18 protein-coding genes are annotated in these 20,183 nt (G+C 64.2%); 9 read left to right on the top strand and 9 right to left on the bottom strand.

Features of this window, described 5'->3' with window-relative positions:
- Positions 1-282: 282 nt before the first annotated feature.
- The gene (locus ATC04_RS16435; protein ID WP_047118069.1) at positions 283-1,323 is read right to left on the bottom strand and encodes a 2OG-Fe(II) oxygenase family protein; all 1,041 of its coding nucleotides are present in this window, start codon (positions 1,321-1,323) and stop codon (positions 283-285) included.
- Between the two features lie 279 nt (positions 1,324-1,602).
- Here ATC04_RS16435 and ATC04_RS16430 point away from each other — a divergent pair, with 279 nt between their 5' ends.
- Complete coding sequence (locus ATC04_RS16430) at positions 1,603-1,905, top strand: type II toxin-antitoxin system VapB family antitoxin (RefSeq protein WP_047118068.1); 303 nt, start codon at positions 1,603-1,605, stop codon at positions 1,903-1,905.
- 43 nt (positions 1,906-1,948) lie between these two features.
- Entirely contained in the window at positions 1,949-2,578 is a 630-nt protein-coding gene (locus tag ATC04_RS16425; protein WP_052772209.1) for a LytR C-terminal domain-containing protein, read from the top strand.
- A gap of 22 nt (positions 2,579-2,600) precedes the next feature.
- On the opposite strand, the gene ATC04_RS16420 is transcribed toward ATC04_RS16425, so the two are convergent.
- On the bottom strand, positions 2,601-3,293 hold the full coding sequence (locus ATC04_RS16420; RefSeq protein WP_047118067.1) for a DsbA family oxidoreductase: 693 nt from the start codon (positions 3,291-3,293) through the stop codon (positions 2,601-2,603).
- Between the two features lie 119 nt (positions 3,294-3,412).
- Between ATC04_RS16420 and ATC04_RS16415 the strand changes: the two genes are divergently transcribed.
- Positions 3,413-4,129: a YoaK family protein gene (locus ATC04_RS16415; protein ID WP_082123767.1), complete on the top strand. Its 717-nt coding sequence runs from the start codon at positions 3,413-3,415 to the stop codon at positions 4,127-4,129.
- Between the two features lie 16 nt (positions 4,130-4,145).
- On the opposite strand, the gene ATC04_RS16410 is transcribed toward ATC04_RS16415, so the two are convergent.
- The gene (locus ATC04_RS16410) at positions 4,146-5,522 is read right to left on the bottom strand and encodes an amino acid permease (protein WP_082123781.1); all 1,377 of its coding nucleotides are present in this window, start codon (positions 5,520-5,522) and stop codon (positions 4,146-4,148) included.
- Between the two features lie 243 nt (positions 5,523-5,765).
- On the opposite strand from ATC04_RS16410, the gene ATC04_RS16405 reads away from it, so the two are divergent.
- The gene (locus ATC04_RS16405; RefSeq protein WP_047118065.1) at positions 5,766-6,329 is read left to right on the top strand and encodes a histidine phosphatase family protein; all 564 of its coding nucleotides are present in this window, start codon (positions 5,766-5,768) and stop codon (positions 6,327-6,329) included.
- 15 nt (positions 6,330-6,344) lie between these two features.
- On the opposite strand, the gene ATC04_RS16400 is transcribed toward ATC04_RS16405, so the two are convergent.
- The 3 genes from ATC04_RS16400 to aceA form a co-directional block, all read right to left on the bottom strand.
- Positions 6,345-7,409: an alpha/beta hydrolase gene (locus ATC04_RS16400; protein WP_047118064.1), complete on the bottom strand. Its 1,065-nt coding sequence runs from the start codon at positions 7,407-7,409 to the stop codon at positions 6,345-6,347.
- A gap of 159 nt (positions 7,410-7,568) precedes the next feature.
- Positions 7,569-9,206, bottom strand: coding sequence for a malate synthase A (gene aceB / locus ATC04_RS16395; protein ID WP_047118063.1), 1,638 nt, complete (start codon positions 9,204-9,206; stop codon positions 7,569-7,571).
- An 80-nt stretch (positions 9,207-9,286) separates the two neighbouring features.
- Entirely contained in the window at positions 9,287-10,591 is a 1,305-nt protein-coding gene (gene aceA, locus ATC04_RS16390) for an isocitrate lyase (protein WP_047118062.1), read from the bottom strand.
- Between the two features lie 616 nt (positions 10,592-11,207).
- On the opposite strand from aceA, the gene ATC04_RS20065 reads away from it, so the two are divergent.
- Both ATC04_RS20065 and ATC04_RS20125 read left to right on the top strand, forming a co-directional pair.
- The gene (locus tag ATC04_RS20065; protein ID WP_286158851.1) at positions 11,208-11,342 is read left to right on the top strand and encodes a hypothetical protein; all 135 of its coding nucleotides are present in this window, start codon (positions 11,208-11,210) and stop codon (positions 11,340-11,342) included.
- 70 nt (positions 11,343-11,412) lie between these two features.
- The gene (locus ATC04_RS20125) at positions 11,413-12,093 is read left to right on the top strand and encodes a GNAT family N-acetyltransferase (protein ID WP_353611643.1); all 681 of its coding nucleotides are present in this window, start codon (positions 11,413-11,415) and stop codon (positions 12,091-12,093) included.
- Positions 12,094-12,140: 47 nt separating this feature from the next.
- Here the strand turns inward: ATC04_RS20125 and ATC04_RS16375 are convergent, their stop codons facing one another.
- The gene (locus ATC04_RS16375; RefSeq protein WP_197413545.1) at positions 12,141-13,058 is read right to left on the bottom strand and encodes an IS5 family transposase; all 918 of its coding nucleotides are present in this window, start codon (positions 13,056-13,058) and stop codon (positions 12,141-12,143) included.
- Between the two features lie 342 nt (positions 13,059-13,400).
- On the opposite strand from ATC04_RS16375, the gene ATC04_RS16370 reads away from it, so the two are divergent.
- Positions 13,401-14,885, top strand: a complete 1,485-nt coding sequence (locus tag ATC04_RS16370) for a helix-turn-helix domain-containing protein (RefSeq protein WP_197413544.1) — start codon at positions 13,401-13,403, stop codon at positions 14,883-14,885.
- Positions 14,886-15,307: 422 nt separating this feature from the next.
- Here ATC04_RS16370 and ATC04_RS16365 read toward each other — a convergent pair whose 3' ends face one another.
- Positions 15,308-15,982: an AAA family ATPase gene (locus ATC04_RS16365; RefSeq protein WP_047118057.1), complete on the bottom strand. Its 675-nt coding sequence runs from the start codon at positions 15,980-15,982 to the stop codon at positions 15,308-15,310.
- A 283-nt stretch (positions 15,983-16,265) separates the two neighbouring features.
- On the opposite strand from ATC04_RS16365, the gene phnA reads away from it, so the two are divergent.
- Positions 16,266-17,681: a phosphonoacetate hydrolase gene (phnA, locus tag ATC04_RS16360; protein ID WP_197413543.1), complete on the top strand. Its 1,416-nt coding sequence runs from the start codon at positions 16,266-16,268 to the stop codon at positions 17,679-17,681.
- 129 nt (positions 17,682-17,810) lie between these two features.
- Entirely contained in the window at positions 17,811-19,172 is a 1,362-nt protein-coding gene (locus tag ATC04_RS16355; RefSeq protein ID WP_197413542.1) for an MFS transporter, read from the top strand.
- Between the two features lie 333 nt (positions 19,173-19,505).
- On the opposite strand, the gene ATC04_RS16350 is transcribed toward ATC04_RS16355, so the two are convergent.
- Positions 19,506-20,177 carry an alpha/beta family hydrolase gene (locus tag ATC04_RS16350; RefSeq protein WP_047118056.1) on the bottom strand — a complete coding sequence of 224 codons (672 nt, stop codon included), beginning with the start codon at positions 20,175-20,177 and terminating at the stop codon, positions 19,506-19,508.
- Between the last annotated feature and the right edge of the window lie 6 nt (positions 20,178-20,183).

The raw sequence follows: 20,183 nt of genomic DNA, 5'->3' as shown, positions 1-20,183 counted from the left end.
ACTATTGGATTTTCGGAGGCTTGATGCAATCTTGAGCTAATTGATAACACAGCTTAAGTGTGGTCTTGCACAATGAGTCCCATGGCCGAAAGGTCTAGCGAGAACTACGAAACTGAACGATGGCTGGTTTTTGGGGGAATGGCCAAATCGCCTTGGGGGAGGCGTCGGGTAAGACAGCAAGCTCGCGAAAAACGTGAAGACTTCGATGCGGTGGCGCAATACCCCGTCGAAGTCTTCACGTTTGTTCTGTCCGGAACCCGGTCGCTCATTGAGCTGTTGGGGTCAGGCGGTAGCCCGATTCTGGATCAGCTGCGGGTAGTGGATCGCAGCGGTCTGCGGATGGGCGCGCAGCCAACCCTTGAGCACGTTGGCCCCGTATGAGGCCAGCATCGGGTTGTGCGGGTCGTCTGAGACGCCGCGCGCGTCGGCGGCCAGCTCGGCCGGAAGCTCAACCTTGTCGATGACAGCGTCCAGGCGCGGGGAGTAGAAGAACGGCACCGAATAGCGGTCGACATTGGCCGGCGGGGCGATTACGCGGTGGATGGTGGCCATCAGGTAGCCGTCGGTGGCGACCTCGAGCATTTCTCCCAGGTTCACCACGAGTGCCCCTGGAGTCGGCGGAACCTCGATCCACGAATCCTGGCCGTAGGGCTGGACCTGCAGCCCGCCGACCTGGTCTTGTAGCAGCAGGGTGACGAAACCGTAATCCGCATGCAGACCGACGCCCTGGTTGCCGGCCTCCGGCACGATGCCGCCGCCCACGTAGTGCACCAGCTTGCCCATCCATGCGGGAGCTCCGGAGAACGGTTCGTCGAAGTAGTCCTCGCCCAGGCCCAGACCGACGGAGATCGCCGAGAGCAGTTCATGCCCGGTGCGGTTCATCAGCTCGGCCCATTCCATGGCGTGTTCGCGCAGTTGCGGGAAGTCCTCGGGGAACTGGTTGCGGCCCTGCAGGTTCAGGTACGGCTTGTCGGCCGGCACGACGGCCAGCGGCTCACGGTCCGGCCCGTAGTCGATCTGTTCGCGCGAGTCGGCGCGGCCTCGGGTGATCTCGGTGCCCAGGCGGGTGTAGCCGCGGAACTGGGCGCTGTTGCGGTTGTCGAGCCCGATCTTCTCCTCGACGGGCTTCGCGAAGAACTCGGCAACCGTGTCCAGCAGTTCCTGATCCTGGTTGGCGCGCGAGGCGTACCCGACGATCTGGAAGAAGCCGACGCGGTGGGCAGCGTCGAGCAGTGCGGCAACGAACTCGGGATTGAACGTGCCATCGGCATTCCGGGAAGTGGAGATATCAAGGACTGGGATCTCGGTTACTACGTTGTTCATAACCCTAGGGTGCACCCGACTGATGGATTGTTACTATCTAAAATGACGCACCGTTCCGCCACGTTTCAGCCGTTGTAACAATCCTTGCCAAGCCCTGAACCTGGGCGCATACTTTGCGCTCGCAGGGGTTCGGGACCGGATTTATCTGCGAAGCGGATGTTTGAGGTTCGCGATTCGGCGGTGGTCCGTTCGACGTGCATAATGCCCGATTCAGCGCCCGGCCCGGTGATCTGGTCGCTTCCTCGGGTAATTTGTTACGCGGGTGCCTATGCTTGAAGGGTGATTTTCAGAGCAGTGGGCGATTCGCGTCCGTACCCCGAGCACGAGTTGACCAGCACCCGCGACTGGAGCGCCATTCCGCCCTCGCAGGTCAAGCTCGACCAACTGGTAACCACCAAGTCAACGCTTGATCTGGAAACGCTGCTCTCCGAGGATTCGACGTTCTTCGGCGACTTGTTCCCGCACGTCGTGCGCTACCGGAACGTGCTGTATCTGGAGGACGGGCTGCACCGGGCGCTGCGCTCGGCGCTGCACCACCGTTCGGTGATCCACGCCAGGGTCTTGGATCTCGACGCGGATTAGGTATGCTTTCGCCACAAAGGGGAGCTGCCTGAAAGTGGGTGCGATGATGCACGAACGCGAGGACCCTGCGACGTTGCGCGGGGCTCACATCGTTGGCGAGCGAGAGCTGAGTTTCGTGTCCAACGCCCAGGCAAAGCGCGACGCGCGCAAGCGGCAGAACGTCATATTCTCGATCATGGCAATCATGGTGCTCGTGGCGTTCATCGCCGCCACGCTGGCCTTCACCGGGGTGCTGAAGATCGGCGGCGCGCCGACGGCGGTGCAGGCCGACGACCAGCCCGCGGAGCAGATTGCCAACCCGGCCTGCCCCACGGCCAGCTTCAGCTACCAGGACCCCGCAAGCTTCAAGGTGCGCGTGCTGAACACGACCACCATTTCGGGACTGGCCGGCAGGACCGCGGAGGCGCTGAAGGAGCGAGGCTTCCAGATTTCGGCCACCACCTCGGGGCTGGACAGGTATGAGGACAAGGTCGCCGTGGTGCTGGCCGGCCCCAAGGGGTACGCGCAGGCGCTGACCATCCAGCGTCAGGTGCCCGGCTCCGAGTTCGTCTACGACGAGATGATGTACGGCACCGAGGTGGACCTGGCGCTGGGCACCGGATTCGAGAACCTGGTCAAGGACCGCAAACTGAACACCGCCCCGGGCACGCTAGAGTGCATCGCGCAGCAGTAGCGGGGAACCGGCCCGGCAGCCGCTAGTTGGCGCCGACGGTTTCGGCGTGGACCTGGGTCAGCGCGTTGGCGAAGACCTCGGCCGGCTGCGCGCCGGAGATGCCGTACTTGCCGTCGAGGATGAAGAACGGCACCCCGGTGACGCCGATCTGGCGCGCTTGGGCGATGTCCGCGTTGACCTCGTCGGCGTAGCTGCCTGCCTCCAGCGCGGTGTGCAGCGCGGCGGCGTCAAGCCCGACCTCGGCGGCCAGCTGCAGCAGGGTGTCCACGTTGCCGGTGTCCAGGCCCTTCTCGAAGTGCGCGGAGAGCAGCGCTTCCTTCATTTCGCCGCCCAGCCCCTGCTGCTTGGCATGTTCCAGCACACGCAGCGCGGTGAACGAGTTGGCGACCACCAGCTTCCGGAAATCGTAGGACAGGCCTTCCTCGGCGGCCTGGGCGGTGACGTGCTCCAGCATGCCCTCGACCTGGGCCGGATCCATGCCCTTGGCCTTGGCCAAGTAGTCCAGCTCGCTGCCGTCGTAGTGCTCGGGCAGGGTCGGATCCAACTGGTAGGCGTGCCAGTAGACATCGACGTCCTGGGCCAGGCCGGAGGATTCCAGACCGGATTCGAAGCGGCGCTTGCCGATGAAGCACCACGGGCAGGCGATGTCGGAGAAGATATCCACGCGCAGGCGCTTGGCGTCGGCGGGATTCTGGGAAGCAGTGGTTTCACTCATGCCCGTATAACGCGCCGCGGCGCGCAGGCATTCCTTCAACGGGGCGTTGCCCGCGGCACGGGATAATGGCTTCAGGCGGGAAACCGCAGTCGGGGACGGAAAGGACGGGACGGCGTTCGGTGGCCAGGAATCTGGGATGGCGCGGAATTTTCTTCGCGGGGACGATCACCGCGATGGCGGGGTTCGTCGACGGCGTGGGCTTCATCCACCTCGGCGGCTACTTCCTGTCCTTCATGTCCGGCAACTCGACGCGTTCCTCGGCAGCCCTGCTCACCGGCGATGCCGGCGGCTGGTCCATGGCCATGGGCTTCGTGGGCAGCTTCGTGGGCGGTGTGGTGGTGGCGACCGTGCTCACCGCGCGGGCCGCGCGCTACCGCCGTCCGATCGTGATGTACCTCAGCGGTGCGCTGCTGGTCACCGCGGCGCTGCTCGGTTCGCTGGGCGAGCTGGGATTCGGCGGGGCCTGCCTGCTGGCGGCCTCGATGGGCGCGGTCAACGTCTCCTACACGCGTTCGGGGGAGGTGTCGCTGGGCCTGACCTACATGACCGGCACGCTGGTCAAGCTCGGCCAACACCTGGGCGGCGCGATCCTGGGGCTGCTGACCGGCTCGGACCGCGGGTCCGGGCGGCTGCTCTGGGTCCGCTACGCGGTGCTGTGGGCGATGATCACCCTCGGCTCGCTGGCCGGGGTATTCTCCTACCTGCATCTGGGCCTGTCCAGCCTGTGGATCGCGGCCGGAGGCATGCTGCTGTGGGCCACGCTGGCGCTGGCGGCGGAACGGCGCACCGGGCCGGAGGTCCAAGCCCCCGCCCCGGCGCGCCGCGAGATCCATTAGCTGGGAGCCGGACCGTCTAGCGGCCGGTGGAGACAGCTTCCGAATCGCGCTCGCGGCCGTCCGCCGAAGGACCGCCGGAGGTGCCGCGCACCGCGAAGCGGTAGACCACGGCAAGGATGGCCAGCCACGCAACGCCGGTGTACAGGGCCACGCGGGTTTCGGCGCTCAGCGCCAGCAGCACCACGATGAAGACCATGAACGCCATGGCGATCCAGGCGGTGGCCGAACCGCCGGGAACCGCGTACTCGCGCGGGCCCTGCGAGGCCGCCGCGGCCTCCTTCTTCTCCGCCCGGCGCATGGCCAAGTAGGAGGCGAGGATCATGATCCAGACCCATACTGTCGCGAAGGTGGCGATCGAGGCGATGATGGTGAACAGCTTTTCGGGCAGCAGCGCGTTGAGCACCACGCCGACCAGCAGCACAATGGTCATGATGAGAACGGTCATCCACGGCACGCCGTTGGAGGAGACCTTCGCGAAGGACTTCGGGGCGTGGCCCTCGGCCGACATCGCGAAGAGCATGCGCCCGGCGCCGAAGGTGTCGGCGTTGATCGCGGACACGGCGGCGGTGATCACCACGGCGTTGAGCACGTGGGCCGCGGCCGGGATGCCCAGCGCGTCGAAGATCTGCACGAACGGGCTGGCGCTGCCGTCGATCTGGCGCCAGTCGAAGAGCATCATGATCACTGCCAGCGAGGCCACGTAGAACAGCAGGATGCGCCACGGCACGGTGTTGATCGCCGCAGGCACCGACCGCGAGGGGTCGTCCGCCTCGCCGGCGGTGATGCCGATGGTCTCGATGCCGCCGAAGGCGAACATCACCACGGCGAAGGACAGCAGCAGCCCGATGAAGCCGTTGGGGAACAGCGTTCCGGCGGCCATCAGGGTGTCGATGCCGGTCGCGGTCTGCGCGTCGGGGGCGTTGAAGCCGAAGATGATCAGCGCGATGCCGCCGCCGATCATCGCGATGATGGCGCTGACCTTGACGATCGCCAGCCAGAACTCGGTCTCGCCGAACACCTTGACCTTCATCAGGTTGATCGCCGCGATCAGCAGCACCACCGCCAGCACCCAGATCCAGGTGGCGACGTCGGGGAACCAGAAGCCCATGTAGACGCCGAAGGCTGTCACGTCGGCGATCGCCACGATCGCCATCTCGAAGGTGAAGGTCCACCCGGTGATGAATCCGGCGAAGCGGCCCAGGTAGCGGGAGGCGTAGTGCGCGAACGACCCGGAGACCGGATGCTTCACTGCCATCTCGCCCATGGCGCGCATGACGATGAAGACGGCGGCGCCGCCGATCATGTAGGCGAACAGCACGGCCGGGCCGGCGGCCTGGATGGCGGCGGACGAGCCGTAGAACAGGCCGGTTCCGATGGCCGAGCCCAGGGCCATGAAGCGGATGTGGCGGGCGGTGAGCCCGCGGGCGAGGGATGCCTTGATTTCGGTCACGATGAACTACTTGGATCCTCATATGGGGGATGGGGTGCGCGTGTCCCTGCGCCGCGCTGGGCGGGCGGAACATACCAAATCGTACGTGGGTCGGCAAGCAGATGGGGTAAAAATGTGTCTGGGCAAACCCGTGGGATTGCCCACACCCGCCGGGCGCGGACCCGTCGCGGTGGAAGAATGGTACGCATGAAGCTGGGATTCGTCCGCCATGGACAGACGCAATGGAACCTCGAAGGCCGCCTGCAGGGAAGCAGCAACATCCCGCTGAACGACACCGGGCGTGCCCAGGCTGCCGCGGCGGTACAGGTGCTCGCCGGCGGGAACTGGGATGTGGTCGTCTCCTCCCCGCTGGACCGCGCGCGGCAGACCGCGCAGATCATCGCCGACGGGCTGGGCCTTGAGCTGGGCCCGAGCTACGAGCTGCTGGTCGAGCGCGACTACGCGCAGGGCGAGGGCATGATCGAGGCCGAGGCGCTGCGCCGCTGGCCCGGGAAGCTCGGCGGCGGCATCGAGCCGCTGGAATCGGTGGTGGACCGCGGGCTGCGCGCCATCGGGCAGATCATGGAGGACTTCCCCGGGAAAAACGTCGCGGTCATCTGCCACGGCACGATCATCCGGTATACGCTGTCGGATTTCGCCGGCTACACGCTGGATACCATCCGCAACGGCTCGGTGGCGGTGCTCGAGCAGGACGAGCGCGGCCGGCTGCGCCTGGAACTGGTCAACGACCAGGCGCCCGCCGCGCTGTAGCGCCCGAGGGCCGGGTTAGGCGCCCGGAACCACGCGCCGCACGCTGGCGGTCAGCTGCGAGTCGTGCTGCCGGTTCTTGATCGCGGCCAGCCACGATCCCAGATCCAGGTAGGCCCGGGTGCGCACCGGCGGCGCGGAGAGGAAGACGTCGTGCAGGGCGTCGGCCAGCCGCACCAGGTGCAGCTCGCGGCCCAGGTCCAGGCTGCGCTCGGCGATCTGCTGCACGTTCAGCGCGACATCAGACTTGGAGGCCGCGTCCTGCCAGCGCGGCAGCAGGTAGTCCTTGGCCGAGAGCATCACCAGCACCGGCACCTGCAGGTCCAGGCCCTTCTTGACCTTCGCCTGCGCGTCGAAGACCGCGGAGATGAACCCGGTGGTGATCTTGAAGCCGTTGACCGGGCGCCAGGCCAGATCGTAGTCCCATTCGCCCTCGAACTGGCTGGAGACCGTGCGGGTGTAGAAACCGGGGTCGATGCTGGGCAGGAAGCGGTGCGGGTTGCGCGCGCTGGAGGCCTGGAACAGCCTGGACAGCGCGGTGCGCCCCAGCTCGCTGGCCTGGAATTCCAGCCACGGGCTGTTCAGCGCGAGCGCCTCGATCTTGTGCGGGTTCGCCGCCGCGTACAGCGACGCGCTTAGCCCGCCGGTCGAATGCCCCAGTAGCACCACCCGGGTGCCGGGGTGGGCGCTGGTGATGATGCGCAGCGCCGCGTCGAACTCTTCGAAGTACTGCTCCAGGTTGTTGGTGAATCCCGGCGGGGTCTGCCCGGCCGGGTCGCGCTCGGCGTCCAGCGGGAGGTTGCGCCCGTAGTGGCGCAGGTCCAGGGCGTAGAAGTCGGCCCCGGCATCGGTGAGGAACCGCGCCAGCTCGCCCTGGAAGAAGTAGTCCGACCAGCCGTGCACGTAGAGGATCGACAGCCCGCGCAGCGGCGGGGCCAGCCGCGGGAGGCGGGACGGCCGGCGGTGGCGGACCAGCGTGGCGGTGGAGCCGTCGAGCATCGGCAGCGTGCGCCGGGAGAAGCCCTCGCCCAGCAGGTCGGGCTCCCACAGCTGCTCGGCCGGGTTTTTGAACTGGAACGCCATGTGTTCAGCCTACCCAACACCGCAGGGCCGCAGGGCGCGAAAAACGGCATCCACCCGCGGGACTGGTTACCAACGGATGAATGCCGCAATTCGTGGCCGATTCACGAGGACGACTGGTTGACAATCGGCCGGGTCTCTAGGTGCTGCCTGCCTGCGCGGCTAGCCTGCCATTTCCAGTACTGGAACCGGCATGTCCAGGTAGCGCAGGTAGGCGTTGCGGGTCATGAAGGTCGGGAAGTCGTCGCGCAGTGCGCAGGCCTCGAAGATCTCCATGGCGGATTCGAAGCGGTCTCCCTCGAAGCGCTCCATGCGGTCCATGGTCTCCTCGGCCAGCTCCTGCACCCAGCGGCGGGTGACGATTTCGCCCTCGTCGGTGATGGCCGACTGGTGGATCCACTGCCACAGCTGCGAGCGGGAGATCTCGGCGGTGGCCGAATCCTCCATCAGGTTGCGCAGCACCACCGCGCCGTTGCCGCGCAGCCACGACTCGATGTAGCGGATGCCGATCTCGATGTTGTCGCGGATGCCCTGCTCGGTGATCTTGCCTTCCAGGCCGGCCACGTCCAGCAGCGCAGTGGCGGAAACCTGAACGTCTTCGCGGGTGCGGCCGATCTGGTTCGGGTTCTCGCCCAGCACCTCGGTGTACACCTCGCGGGCCACTGCCACCAGGTCCGGGTGGGCCACCCACGAGCCGTCGAAGCCGTCGGCTGCCTCGCGGGCCTTGTCCTCGCGCACCTTGGCCAGATTGAGCTCGTTGATCGAGGCGTCCTTGCGGCTTGGCACGAAGGTGCTCATGCCGCCAATGGCGGTGGCGCCGCGGCGGTGGCACGCACGCACCAGCTGCTCGGTGTAGGCCCGCATGAACGGTGCGGTCATGGTCACCGAATCGCGGTCCGGGAACACGAAGCGCGGTCCGCGGGAGCGGAAGTTCTTGATGATCGAGAAGATGTAGTCCCAGCGGCCGGCGTTCAGGCCCGAGGAGTGCTCACGCAGCTCGTAGAGGATCTCCTCCATCTCGAAGGCCGCGGTGATGCACTCGATGTGCACGGTGGCGCGGATGGTGCCGCGGTCGATGCCCAGCATGTCCTGCGCCATGTTGAACACGTCGTTCCACAGGCGTGCCTCCAGGTGGTTCTCCAGCTTCGGCAGGTAGTAGTACGGGCCGCGGCCGGCTGCCATCAGGCGCTTGGCGTTGTGGAAGAAGTGCAGTCCGAAGTCAACCAGCGAGGCCGACATCGGTGCGCCGTCCACCCGCAGGTGCTTCTCCGGCTGGTGCAGTGCGCGGGGGCGGACCACGATGGTCGGCAGCTGCTTCAGGTCGTGGGCGGCCAGCTTGTACTCGCGGCCGTCCGGTGTGGTGAAGTCCAGCTCGTTGTCGAGCACGCGGATCAGGTTCACCTGGTTCTTGATCACGTTCTGCCAGGTCGGGGAGCAGGCGTCCTCCATGTCGGCCAGCCAAACGTTGGCGCCGGAGTTCAGTGCGTTGATTGCTGCCTTGCGCTCGATCGGCCCGGTGATCTCCACGCGGCGGTCTTCCAGGCCCGGTGCGATCGGGGCGACCTGCCATGAAGCGTCCTCGCGGATGTTCCGGGTTTCTTCCAGGAACTTCGGGTCGCGGCCGTTGGCGATGCGGGCCCGGTTGAGCTGGCGGCTCTGCATCAGCTCGTTGCGGCGGTGTTCGAAACCCTGGTGCAGTGCGGAGAGGAAGTCCAGTGCCTCGCTGGTGAGGATCTGTTCCTGGTAGCGCACTTCGGTGGCGGCGATGGTGATGTTGTTCAGGGTGATCGGGGTGTTCATGGCAGCGTCCTTAAAAGCTTAAAAATGGTGGTGGTGCCGGCTGACGTCATTGTCAGCCGGCACCATCGACCCGTCAGGGTCTAATGGAATTGGCCTTCTTCGGTGGAACCAACCAGCGCCAGGGTGGAGGCGTTCGGGTTCAGCGTGGTGGAGATGGCATCGAAGTAGCCGGTGCCGACTTCGCGCTGGTGCTTCGTGGCGGTGTAGCCGTCAGCCTCGGCAGCGAATTCGCGCTCCTGCAGTTCGACGTAGGCGCTCATGCCGTCCTTCGCGTAGCCCTTGGCCAGATCGAACATCGAGTGGTTCAGTGCGTGGAAGCCGGCCAGGGTGATGAACTGGAAGCTGAAGCCCATGGCGCCGAGTTCGCGCTGGAACTTTGCGATGGTTGCGTCGTCCAGGTGCTTCTTCCAGTTGAAGGAAGGGGAGCAGTTGTACGAAAGCATCTGGTCCGGGAAGTCCTTTTTGACTGCCTCGGCGAACTTGCGGGCAAGTTCCAAGTCCGGGGTGCCGGTCTCCATCCAGATCAGGTCCGAGTACGGAGCGTAGGCCTTGGCACGGGCGATGCATGGCTCGATGCCGTTGCGGACCTTGTAGAAGCCTTCCGCGGTGCGCTCGCCGGTGATGAATTCCCGGTCGCGCTCGTCGACGTCGGAGGTGATCAGGGTTGCTGCCTCGGCGTCGGTGCGGGCGATGACGACGGACGGGGTGCCGGCGACGTCAGCTGCCAGACGGGCGGCGTTCAGGGTGCGGATGTGCTGCTGGGTCGGGATCAGGACCTTGCCGCCCAGGTGGCCGCACTTCTTTTCCGAAGCCAGCTGGTCTTCCCAGTGGACGCCCGAAGCGCCGGCGGTGATCATGGACTTCATCAGCTCGTAGGCGTTCAGCGGGCCGCCGAAGCCGGCCTCGGCGTCTGCGACGATCGGGACCATCCAGTCCTCGACGGTCTGAATGCCTTCGGAGAACTCGATCTGGTCTGCACGCTGCAGCGCGTTGTTGATGCGGCGGACAACCTGCGGAACCGAGTTAGCCGGGTACAGCGACTGGTCCGGGTAGGTCTGGCCCGAGAGGTTTGCGTCGGCTGCAACCTGCCAGCCGGAAAGGTAGATGGCTCGCAGGCCGGCCTTGACCTGCTGGACTGCCTGGTTGCCGGTCAGTGCGCCCAGTGCGTTGGTGTAGCCGCCGGTCGGGGTTTCCTCGGTGAGCTGCTTCCAGAGCTTCTGGGAACCGCGCTTGGCCAGGGTGTGCTCTTCCTGGACCCGACCCTGGAGCTTCACGACGTCTGCAGCGGAGTAATCGCGGGTGACGCCTTCCCAGCGGGGGTTGGTTGCCCAGTCGTTTTCGAGGGCTGCGACGCGGTTCTCGATCGAATTCTCGTTGGTAGTCATGTTGCTGGCTCCTTCGCACAAGCTCGGTGTTCGTTCGGACCGGTGAACCTGGCGGTTTCGATCCGGTGAACTTCTTCGTGACAACAACTATTCCCTGCCTGTAACCCCTCCAACAGGGGAATTTCAGATTAAGATTCGCCGTTCTTCGTTTTTCTGGAAGTTTTACACTTCTTGATGCTGATTGTGATCCAAGAGGCAGAAAGTCGAGATTTTGGGTCGAAATCGATGTTAAGAAATTACAGAATTCCTTGTCTGGGTGATGATGAGCAGGGTGCACTCTTCGCTGCGGGGAGCGTGACACTAGGTTGACATGGCAGGTGAGAGGCGTGCTTCAGGGCTGTATCCGGGAAATTTTTAGAGGATTCGGTGTGGGTTCGGGGGTTGTAGATTCGGGTGGTTCCCATGCGTCGCATGTTGTGCGCCATGTCACTATGGCATGGAAAGTAAAAGGAAAGCGTCATTGTGCGCGCGGTTGAAGAAGTGGAATTCTTTCAAAATGCCCTATTTGCGATTGCCGGGGGGGCGGGTGCCTTTTTCGTCAGTCCGGGAGCTGGAAGCGCCGCCGGCCCGCCTGGGCCTAGACAATCGTGGTCGAACCGGCCCTTTAGGGGCGGCTGTGCATTGGCTTGGAGCGGACGATGCGGAGTTGGGTCCCGGGGTTCGGGTCGAGGAAGTCGCGCAGCTGGTCCGCGAGGTTACCCTGTGGGTCATGGTGCTCTTCTCGTCGCGGGGCGCCGGCAGCCTCGTCTGATTGGAGTGCTGGATCATATCGCGGGAGGGGTTCGGGGTGTAAGAACGAGAGTCGGTGCTGGACAGTGGAGATGGTCATTTCTTTGTCAGCTTGGCCCGGCGCTGGAATTTCTTGGTCGGCAGGGGCTGCAACGCATACTGGGCGGGTAACCGGGTGGACTGTGTTGCACGGAGGATTTTTAGCTAGGGCGTGTCTCCCATTAGGCGTTCTCAAGGGCGTACGATATTGCGATGTGGCCGTGTTGAGAGAGTTGAGTCCCGAGCGGGACCGCGATGTTGAGGCCCTTCAAGCACTATTGGAGTCCGCTCCGGACTACTCCCGCCGTATCACGGGCAGCGCCCCTCGACCATCGGACGGCCATGAAGTGCTTGAGGCTCTTCCTCGCGGCCTTGACCCTCGGTGCAAGCTCGACCTTGGACTGTGGAGCGAAGACTCTGGCCAGCTCCTCGGGTTCGCGGATGTTCTTCATGGATGGCCGCGATCTCGCGTCGCTCACGTCGGCCTCTTGGTGGTGCATGGCGCGCATCGCGGACGAGGTATCGGTAGCCAGCTGCACGACGGTGTCGTGGAGCAAGCCGTGCAGTGGGGTGATGTCGATGTTCTGCGCCTCGGGATCGTCGCGACGAACGCGGCTATGGCCGAGCCGTTCTGGCAGGCCCTCGGATACCGGCCGACAGGCGAGACCACGCCGTATGCCTCTGGGGATGTGAATAGTTCGACTGCCATATGGGAACGTGCTCTCATTATCTGACGTTTGAGCTACGCGGCGTGGCCTGCGGAATGGCCGTCCGGTGCAGGTCATGCCCGTAGCCAGGTGAGGATGGCGCAGAGAATGACGCCTGCTCGGTAGGTGATGGCGAGTTTGTCGTAGCGGGTGGCGATGCCGCGCCATTGCTTGGCCAGGGCGAAGAACCTCTCGATCACGTTGCGGCCACGGTAGGCGTCGATATCGAGTGCGGGCGGGCGTCCTCCCCTGCTCCCACGCCGCTTGCGCGCGGCGATCTGGTCTCGCTTGTCGGGGATGACGGCTTTGATGCCGCGGCGGCGCAGCTCACTGCGGATCACACCGGTCGCGTATGCACGGTCAGCGATCACGGCCTGAGGCCTGGTCCGCGCCCGGCCCGGACCGTGCCGGGGAACGTGGAGCTCGCCGAGCACGTCGGCGAGCATCGCGCCGTCGTTGCGCTGCCCGCCGGTGAGGACCATCGCCAGGGGCCTGCCATGCCCATCGACGGCCTGATGGATCTTCGTCGTCAACCCGCCACGAGAGCGACCGATGCCATGACCAGGCGGTTCGACCTCATCGAGTGGGAGCTTCTTGTGATTCGACGCGGTCCCTGTGTCCTGCTCAGGGCGGGTCGTGTTCGTCGCGTGCTGATGCACACGCGCGATCGTCGCGTCGACCGACACTGCCCAATCGATCTTCCCGGCAGCGTCGGCCTCGGCGAGGATCTGGGTCAGCACGCGATCCCAGGTGCCGTCACTGGCATAGCGGCGGTGTCTCTTCCATACCGTCTGCCACGGGCCGAACGGCTCCCGGGGCAGGTCACGCCACGGGATCCCGGTCCGGAACCGGTAGGCGATGCCCTCCACGACTCGCCGGTTCTCACCGAACGGATGACCCCGACGGCCCGCATTCGAGGGCAGCAGCGGTTCGATCCGTTCCCACTGCTCGTCCGTGAACACCCGATACCGCGAACCCGTAGAGCTCATCACCCCAGACTCTCCCGAACCCCACCACACATATGGAAGACACGCTCTAGCCGGAAGCCCGAAGTATCGCACTCTGATACGGTGCCGGCCGCCCGGACCCGACGTTTGAAGACTGCTGCACCTGAGTTGGTGCGTACGAACCGCAACTGGTGCCGGCCGCCGCCCGTGGGTGCGCAGGAGCCGTGTTGGCGGAGATTGTGGCCTTGCCTGCGGCCGGCGTGGTTTGAGCGTCATCGGATAAATATTCACCATAATTCGCGCCAGTAACGGCGAATCGCAGGTAATCAAAGGACATGTGCCGTACTTTGCTGGAAATTTTGCAACTTCTTCCTCTACTCTGGTTGTGTGACTGCTACCACATGGAATCGAGATGCTCGTCCCGAGGGACCGGGCGCCGGCGTCGATGAAGAGCTCGACGTCATCGCGCTGGGGCGGCGCATTCGCTACCTGCGCAAGGAAAAGGGCATGACCCTGGACGACATCTGCGCACTGGTGGAAACCGCGCCGAGCCACCTGTCGCTGGTGGAGAACGGCAAGCGCGAGCCGAAGCTCTCGCTGCTCAAGTCGCTGGCCGCGGCGCTCGGCGTGAGTGTGGACGACCTGCTGGGAGCCGAGCCCCCCTCGCGGCGTGCCGCGCTGGAAATCGAGCTGGAGCGCGCCCAGCGTGGGCCGCTCTACGACTCGCTGGGTCTGCCGAAGGTGCGGATCTCCAGCCGGCTGCCCATGGACGTGCTTGAATCATTGGTCGGGCTGCAACGCGAGCTGGAGCATCGGCTCGATGAGCAGGCGGCCACCCCGGAGGAAGCCCGCCGGGCCAATACCAAGCTGCGCGAGGAAATGCGCCAGCGCAACAACTATTACCAGGAGATCGAACAGGAAGCAGAGCGCATCCTCAAGGCCTCCGGGCACACCGGCGGCCCGCTATCGCACCATCGTGCTGCGGACATCGCCGAGTATTTGGGATTCAGTCTTCGCTACGTGAGCAACCTGCCGCACTCCACCCGTTCAGTCACCGACTTGAAAAACCACCGGATCTATCTGACTCAATCCGGCCGCGCGGATCATGATCCGCGATCGGTGCTGCTGCAGGCGCTGGGCCACTACGTGCTGGGTCACCAGACCCCGGCAGATTACGCAGATTTCCTGTCCCAGCGCGTGGCCACGAATTATTTTGCCGCCTCGCTGATGATGCCGGAAAAGGAGACGACCGCCTTCCTGCAACGTGCCAAGAAAGAGCGCACCTTGGCTGTGGAGGACATTCGTGACGCTTTTGCCGTGTCCTACGAGTCCGCCGCGCACCGCTTCACGAACCTGGCCACCGAGCACCTGGGCATCACCTGTCACTTTCAGAAGGTCCACGAGACCGGTATCCTGCACAAGGCCTATGAGAACGATGGTGTGAATTTCCCCGCCGATCACACGGGGGCCATCGAAGGTCAGACCATTTGCCGCTATTGGACCAGTCGCGTCGTGTTCGACGTGGCTGACAAGTTCCGCTCTTTCGAGCAGTTCACCGACACCATCAATGGCACCTACTGGTGCACCGCGCGCACCGAGCGGCATTCCTCGGGCATGTACTCGCTGTCCATCGGCGTGCCTTTCGAGCACGTGAAATGGTTCCGCGGGCGGGATACCAAGGAACGCTGCCAGTCCAAGTGCCCGGACGAGAACTGCTGTCGCCGCCCACCGGCGGAATTGTCCTCCACCTGGTTCGGCAATGCCTGGCCGGCCACGCGCGCCAACACCCACCTGCTGGCGGCGATGCCCACCGGAGCCTTCCCGGGCGTAGATGAGACCGAGGTCTACAGGTTTCTGGAGGAGCAGGCCTGAGTCCCGGCGAAGCGGTGCCCTCCATCCGTCGTCCTTGGGATGAGCCAACCGTTCTACCGTCAGCTGCGCTGCAGCCAGATCCCTGCCGGGGTTAGAGTTCTGAGGATCGCGCTGGCTATTATGGGGAAGCTGACCCGAGCACTGAGCGAATTGGGCAACGGCACAATGTAGGAACTATTCACCTGCTTTTCATTGAATCCCACGCGCGGTGCACCTCCGCGCGCGCCGACACGCAGCTGCAGCATCCAGAAGTCAAAGGGTGCGGGGTCTCCCTGAAATCGATCGCCAAGTTGTTGGTCCCGGTCCGGCGGCGCACCGCTACTTCGTCCGACTGGGCTTTTCGTTAGCAGGTTAGGCGCCAAAGAATCGGCTGCCCAGGTCCAGGCCGAGGCAGTTTCGGGGCTCGACCGGTCCCGCTGGTGCTAAAGGCTGTCTCGGCCGGCGGAAGGCACCGTCCGGTCCCGGGACTGCGATGCCGGATAGCCAGCCAGCGAACGCAGCGCGGTTACAACTTCCGGCAACGGCTGCGAACCATCGATGATGGTCCAACTGTTCTCCCTGGCAAGCCTCAGGTATTCTTTCCGGCTGGCATTGAGGTAATCCATGGTCTCGAAGTCGTCTTCGCGTGCGACCACACGGTCGAAGGCTTCTTGCGGGTCGACATCCAAGACCACGACGAGCGGCTTCTGGATCGATGCGTGGGCGAGCCATGGCAAAAGCAGACCCAGCGGCTGGCCGCGCACGCTGCGCAGAACCAACTGGCAATACAGGTGGCGGTCCATCACGGTTAACCCGTTGATGTGGCTTGCCCGCATCGAATTGGCCGCCACGGTGGCGGTGCGGATAACCGCCTCGATGAAGTCCTGGGTGAAGGTGGGGAAGGTTATTCCCCAGGCCCGAGAGCGTCGCGTCAGCCAGCGCCGTCCAGAGACATTTGCGGCGAACTGCGCGGTGAATCCGTCGCGTTCCAGTTCGCGGGCGAACTCCTTGGCCGCAGTAGTCTTCCCCGCTCCGTCGGTGCCCATGATGACCAGTGTGCGCGGGATGTTGTAGGCAGGGTTGCCGCAGATCGCGGCCTGCTGCGTCACTGTCGCCATGGTCCTCCTTTGTGGATGGTGCATTACTCCTTCCAACGACTGGCGGTCGCTGTCTTATCCCCATTTGCCCTGTGGGTTTCATGAGTGGAAGCAAGCAGACGCCCTATCGCTTTCGGCCCGGGAGCAGACAGCAGGAAGGGCTCCTGCACGTATCTGTAACTGTGTCTCGCCATGTGGAATAGGGAATGGCAGGCCATCGACAGGGTGTGATGTAGGCCATAGTTTTAGCTGATGGTCCCATCGCGAATATCCATCTTCCGGGCGGAAATGAGATTGACGATGCTTGGAGGTAGCAAGACGGATACGGGTAGAAACCCCCAAGTATGAAGGAGTCATCTCCAGGAGTCACACCACCTTCTCGGTCAATGGTCGCGAATACATTCACCAGGGCGACCCGGTTGTCGTCATCTGTATCGACGGTAGCGAGCCCGCGTACCATGAGGAAGCAATCAAGGCCGGCCGCATGCCATGGCTCAAGGAACTGCTTGAAGGCCGTGGAACCTCCTGGGGCGCCCACTGCGCTATCCCGACCCTGACCAACCCGAATAACATGTCGATCGCCACCGGGCACCCGCCAGCAGTGCACGGCATCTGCGGCAACTACATCCTGGATCCGGCCACCGGCGAAGAAGTGCTGATGAATGATCCGAAGTTCCTGCGGGTACCCACGGTCTTCTCCGCAGCCAGCGCCGCCGGCCTGGACGTGGCCATAGTGACCGCGAAGGACAAGCTGCGTCGCCTACTGGCCACCGGCATCACCCAGCCGGGACTGGATCCGAACGGCTCGGGCGAATACGTCACCCCGGCATGCAAGGGCATCTGCTTCTCCGCCGAGAAGGCCGACACCGTCACCATGGAAGACAACGGTATCGAAAACGCCCTGGAGCTGGTGGGCATGGAGCTGCCAAGCGTCTACTCGGCAGAGCTGAGCGAATTCGCCCTGGCCGCTGGCGTGAAAATCTTGGAAACCCAGCAGCCGGATCTGATGTACCTGACGCTGACGGACTATATCCAGCACAAGAATGCGCCGGGCACCGAAGTCGCCAATGACTTCTACGCGATGGTCGACAAGTACGCCGGCCAGCTCGACGCGCTGGGTGCCGTCGTGGTGATCACCGCCGACCACGGCATGAGCCCGAAGCACCATGAATCAGACGGCACGCCGCGGGTCATCTACCTCGAAGAGGAAGTGAACAAGATCCTTGGCGTCACCGAAACCGAGGCGGCAAACGGCAGCCGCGTGATCCTGCCGATCACCGACCCGTACACCGTGCACCACGGAGCCTTGGGCTCGTTCGCCAACGTCTACCTTCCGGAGGGCGCAGACCGCCAGGCGGTCATCGACGCACTGAACGGCCGCGAAGGCATCACCTTCGTGCACGCCTCGGAGGAAGCCGCCGAGCTGTTCCAGATGCCGCTGGACCGCATGGGCGACATCACCGTCCTCTCGGACAAGAACACCGCCCTGGGTCGATACCGAGCCTGGCACGACCTGAACAATCTGGAAGTGCCACTGCGCTCGCACGGCGGTCTGGGCGAGCTGAATATCCCGTTCTTCGTCAACCGTGCGCTGCCGGCACCGGAAACCACCGCAAGCACCGGACCCTCCGGCGAGCGCGCGGTTCTGCACAACTACGACGCCTACTGGCTGGCCACGAGCTACGTCAACAGCCACAGCCCGGCAGCTGTGCAGGGCTAGATTCCACGCTCGGAACACCCACCTCGCTGAAAAGCTGGGCCCCGAAAATCTATTCTCCGGGGCCCAGCTCCATGAACCACGTTCGAAACTTCCAGGTGCCCCTCCTCCGTGCATGTGAAAGGACCCCCTGTGTCCGATCTACGCAACACCACAGAACCTGACGACTCCACGATAGTCGCTACCGGAAAAGTCACCACAAAGCGCAAGGAACTGTTCAAATGGCAGATCCGGATCTTCGCGCTGTCCTGGCTCGCCTACGCAGCCTTCTACTTTCCCCGCCAGGCATTTAGTTCAGCGAAGATCGGAATCCTGGATGAAGGATTCCTCACCCGCCAAACTCTCGGCCTGCTGGATTCCGCCTATCTCGCCGCCTACGCGGTCGGCCAGTTCGTCTGGGGCGCCATGACTGAACGCTTCGGTACCCGCGTCGTTGTGGGCGGCGGCATGGTCATGGCGGCCATCGCGGCGATGACTATGGGCATCGCCCCTGCCGTCTGGTTGTTCCTGCCGGTCATGATCGTCCAAGGCCTTTCACAGTCCACCGGCTGGTCCGGCCTGAGCAAGAACATCGCATCCTTCTTCACCCTGCGCCGCCGCGGCCGCGCCATGGGTTTGTTCTCCACCAGCTACGCCTTCGGCGGCCTGGTCGCGGCCCCGGTCACCGGTTGGGTAGCCTACTCGCTGTTCGACAGCTGGCGCTGGGCGTTCTTCTCCGGAGCGGCCATCATGCTCGCCGCCTTCCTAGCTTTCATGATCTTCCAGCGCAACAGTCCGCAGGAAGTCGGGCTTCCCGGGATCGATGAGGATCCCAGCCTGCTCGACTGCGAGCATGTGCCGCGCAAGACCCGTGCGCCGATAGCGGTAGTGAAGGTCCAGAATAAGAAGTTCTCTCCGATGGAGTTGCTGGCAGCCGCCAAACACGACCCAATGGTGCTGCGCCTCGGGCTGGTCTACTTCCTGCTCAAGCCGGCACGCTACGCCATCCTGCTCTGGGGCCCGGTACTAGTGCTGGATGCGATGCCGCATCTCGACGCGGTGACGGCCATCATGGTTCCCGTAGCCTTCGGATTGACCGGATTGATCGCGCCGATCGCCATTGGCTGGATTTCGGACACGCTGTTCAAAGCCCGACGCGTCCCACCGACAGTCATCTGCTTGGGCATGCTGGTGCTCGCGCTGGCCTTGTGGCCGGTAGTCACCTCCCAGCAGTCCATTGTCCTGCTGACCGTCCTGCTCAGCTTTGTCGGGCTGACAGCGTACGGAGCCGACGCCATGATCTCCGGAGTCGCTGCGGTGGACTTCGGCACGGCCAAGTACGCGACCGGCGCGACCGGATTCATCAACGGCTGTGGCTCGGTCGGCGCCATCCTCGGCGGCCTGCTGCCGGGCTTCTTCTCCGGCACCGTCGTCTTCAACCTCTTTGCAGCAGCCGCGCTGCTGGCGGCACTGATGCTCCTTCCTTCCTGGAACAGCCGCCCAGCCTCCCCATAGGGCTGTGGACGCCACCACTCCTCCTCGGATGCGGCTCAGGCCGCCTGAACAAAGGACACTCAATGAACCTCTCGACTTTGGAAACGCAACTCTCGGGCAGGGCCGCTCTGGACCCGAAGCTGGGCAACAACTTCATCAACGGGGCCTGGGTTCCCTCCGCTTCTGGACAGACGTTCGCCAACGAGAATCCCAGCGAAACCACCGACGTGATCGGTTTCTTGCCCGGAGAACGCCAGTGTCATCGCCGGGAGATGACAGTCCCTAGAACATGCAGGCTCTGGCCCTGCCCGGTTTCCGGGCAGGGCCAGAGCCATTGGCAGGGCATGAAGAATTTTAGTCGCGACGGCCGAGGGCGGACTCGATGAAGCGAGCCGTGGCCTGGGCAAGACCTGACCCGTCCTGCTCCGGGGTGCGCCCCGAGCGTGCCACCTTGAACGAGTGGTCTCCGCCTTCGAACCAAACCAGTTCGGTGCGGTTATTCAGCCTGGATGCCACATCCGCCATGATCTGCGGGTTGGCGAAGGGATCTCGGGTGCCTTCGAGGAAAAGCATCGGAACCTGCAACGGGTACAGGTGCTCGTCGCGCAGCTTCTCCTCTTTCTTCGGCGCATGCAGCGGGTAGCCGAGGAAGACCAAGCCTGCGGTGTCCATTCCCTCGGACACGGCCACGGATGCCATGCGGCCGCCGAAGGATTTGCCGGCGGCGAAGATGGGAAGATCGCCGGCAAGGTTCTCCGCGGCCCAGTCGCGCACGTGATTCCATACTGAGACAGCCGTCGGCGCCTTGTCCGGAAACTTCTTGCCTGCATCCATGTAGGGGAAGTTGAAGCGCAGGACGCTGATACCCAGTGCGGCGACCGCCTGCGCGTAGCCAGCCATAAACGGGTGGTCCTTGCCGGCTCCGGAGCCGTGCGCTACGACTAGCAGTGCGGTTGGATCATCCGCGGTGTCCAGCAGGGCGCTGACCGCACCGGATTCAACCGGGATTGAAAGTTCTAGGCTCATGGGACC

This window comes from Arthrobacter sp. YC-RL1, from assembly GCF_001454985.1.
Lineage (GTDB): Bacteria > Actinomycetota > Actinomycetes > Actinomycetales > Micrococcaceae > Glutamicibacter > Glutamicibacter soli.
This window is presented reverse-complemented; position numbering and strand designations above follow the sequence as displayed.

Bases quoted from the DNA above. Each gene is read 5' to 3' on its own strand.
- ATC04_RS16435 (WP_047118069.1), bottom strand. From the start codon at position 1,323: ATGAACAACGTAGTAACCGAGATCCCAGTCCTTGATATCTCCACTTCC.
- ATC04_RS16425 (WP_052772209.1), top strand. From the start codon at position 1,949: ATGATGCACGAACGCGAGGACCCTGCGACGTTGCGCGGGGCTCACATC.
- ATC04_RS16420 (WP_047118067.1), bottom strand. From the start codon at position 3,293: ATGAGTGAAACCACTGCTTCCCAGAATCCCGCCGACGCCAAGCGCCTG.
- ATC04_RS16410 (WP_082123781.1), bottom strand. From the start codon at position 5,522: ATGGCCCTGGGCTCGGCCATCGGAACCGGCCTGTTCTACGGCTCGTCC.
- ATC04_RS16405 (WP_047118065.1), top strand. From the start codon at position 5,766: ATGAAGCTGGGATTCGTCCGCCATGGACAGACGCAATGGAACCTCGAA.
- ATC04_RS16400 (WP_047118064.1), bottom strand. From the start codon at position 7,409: ATGGCGTTCCAGTTCAAAAACCCGGCCGAGCAGCTGTGGGAGCCCGAC.
- aceB (WP_047118063.1), bottom strand. From the start codon at position 9,206: ATGAACACCCCGATCACCCTGAACAACATCACCATCGCCGCCACCGAA.
- aceA (WP_047118062.1), bottom strand. From the start codon at position 10,591: ATGACTACCAACGAGAATTCGATCGAGAACCGCGTCGCAGCCCTCGAA.
- ATC04_RS20125 (WP_353611643.1), top strand. From the start codon at position 11,413: ATGGTCATTTCTTTGTCAGCTTGGCCCGGCGCTGGAATTTCTTGGTCG.
- ATC04_RS16365 (WP_047118057.1), bottom strand. From the start codon at position 15,982: ATGGCGACAGTGACGCAGCAGGCCGCGATCTGCGGCAACCCTGCCTAC.
- ATC04_RS16350 (WP_047118056.1), bottom strand. From the start codon at position 20,177: ATGAGCCTAGAACTTTCAATCCCGGTTGAATCCGGTGCGGTCAGCGCC.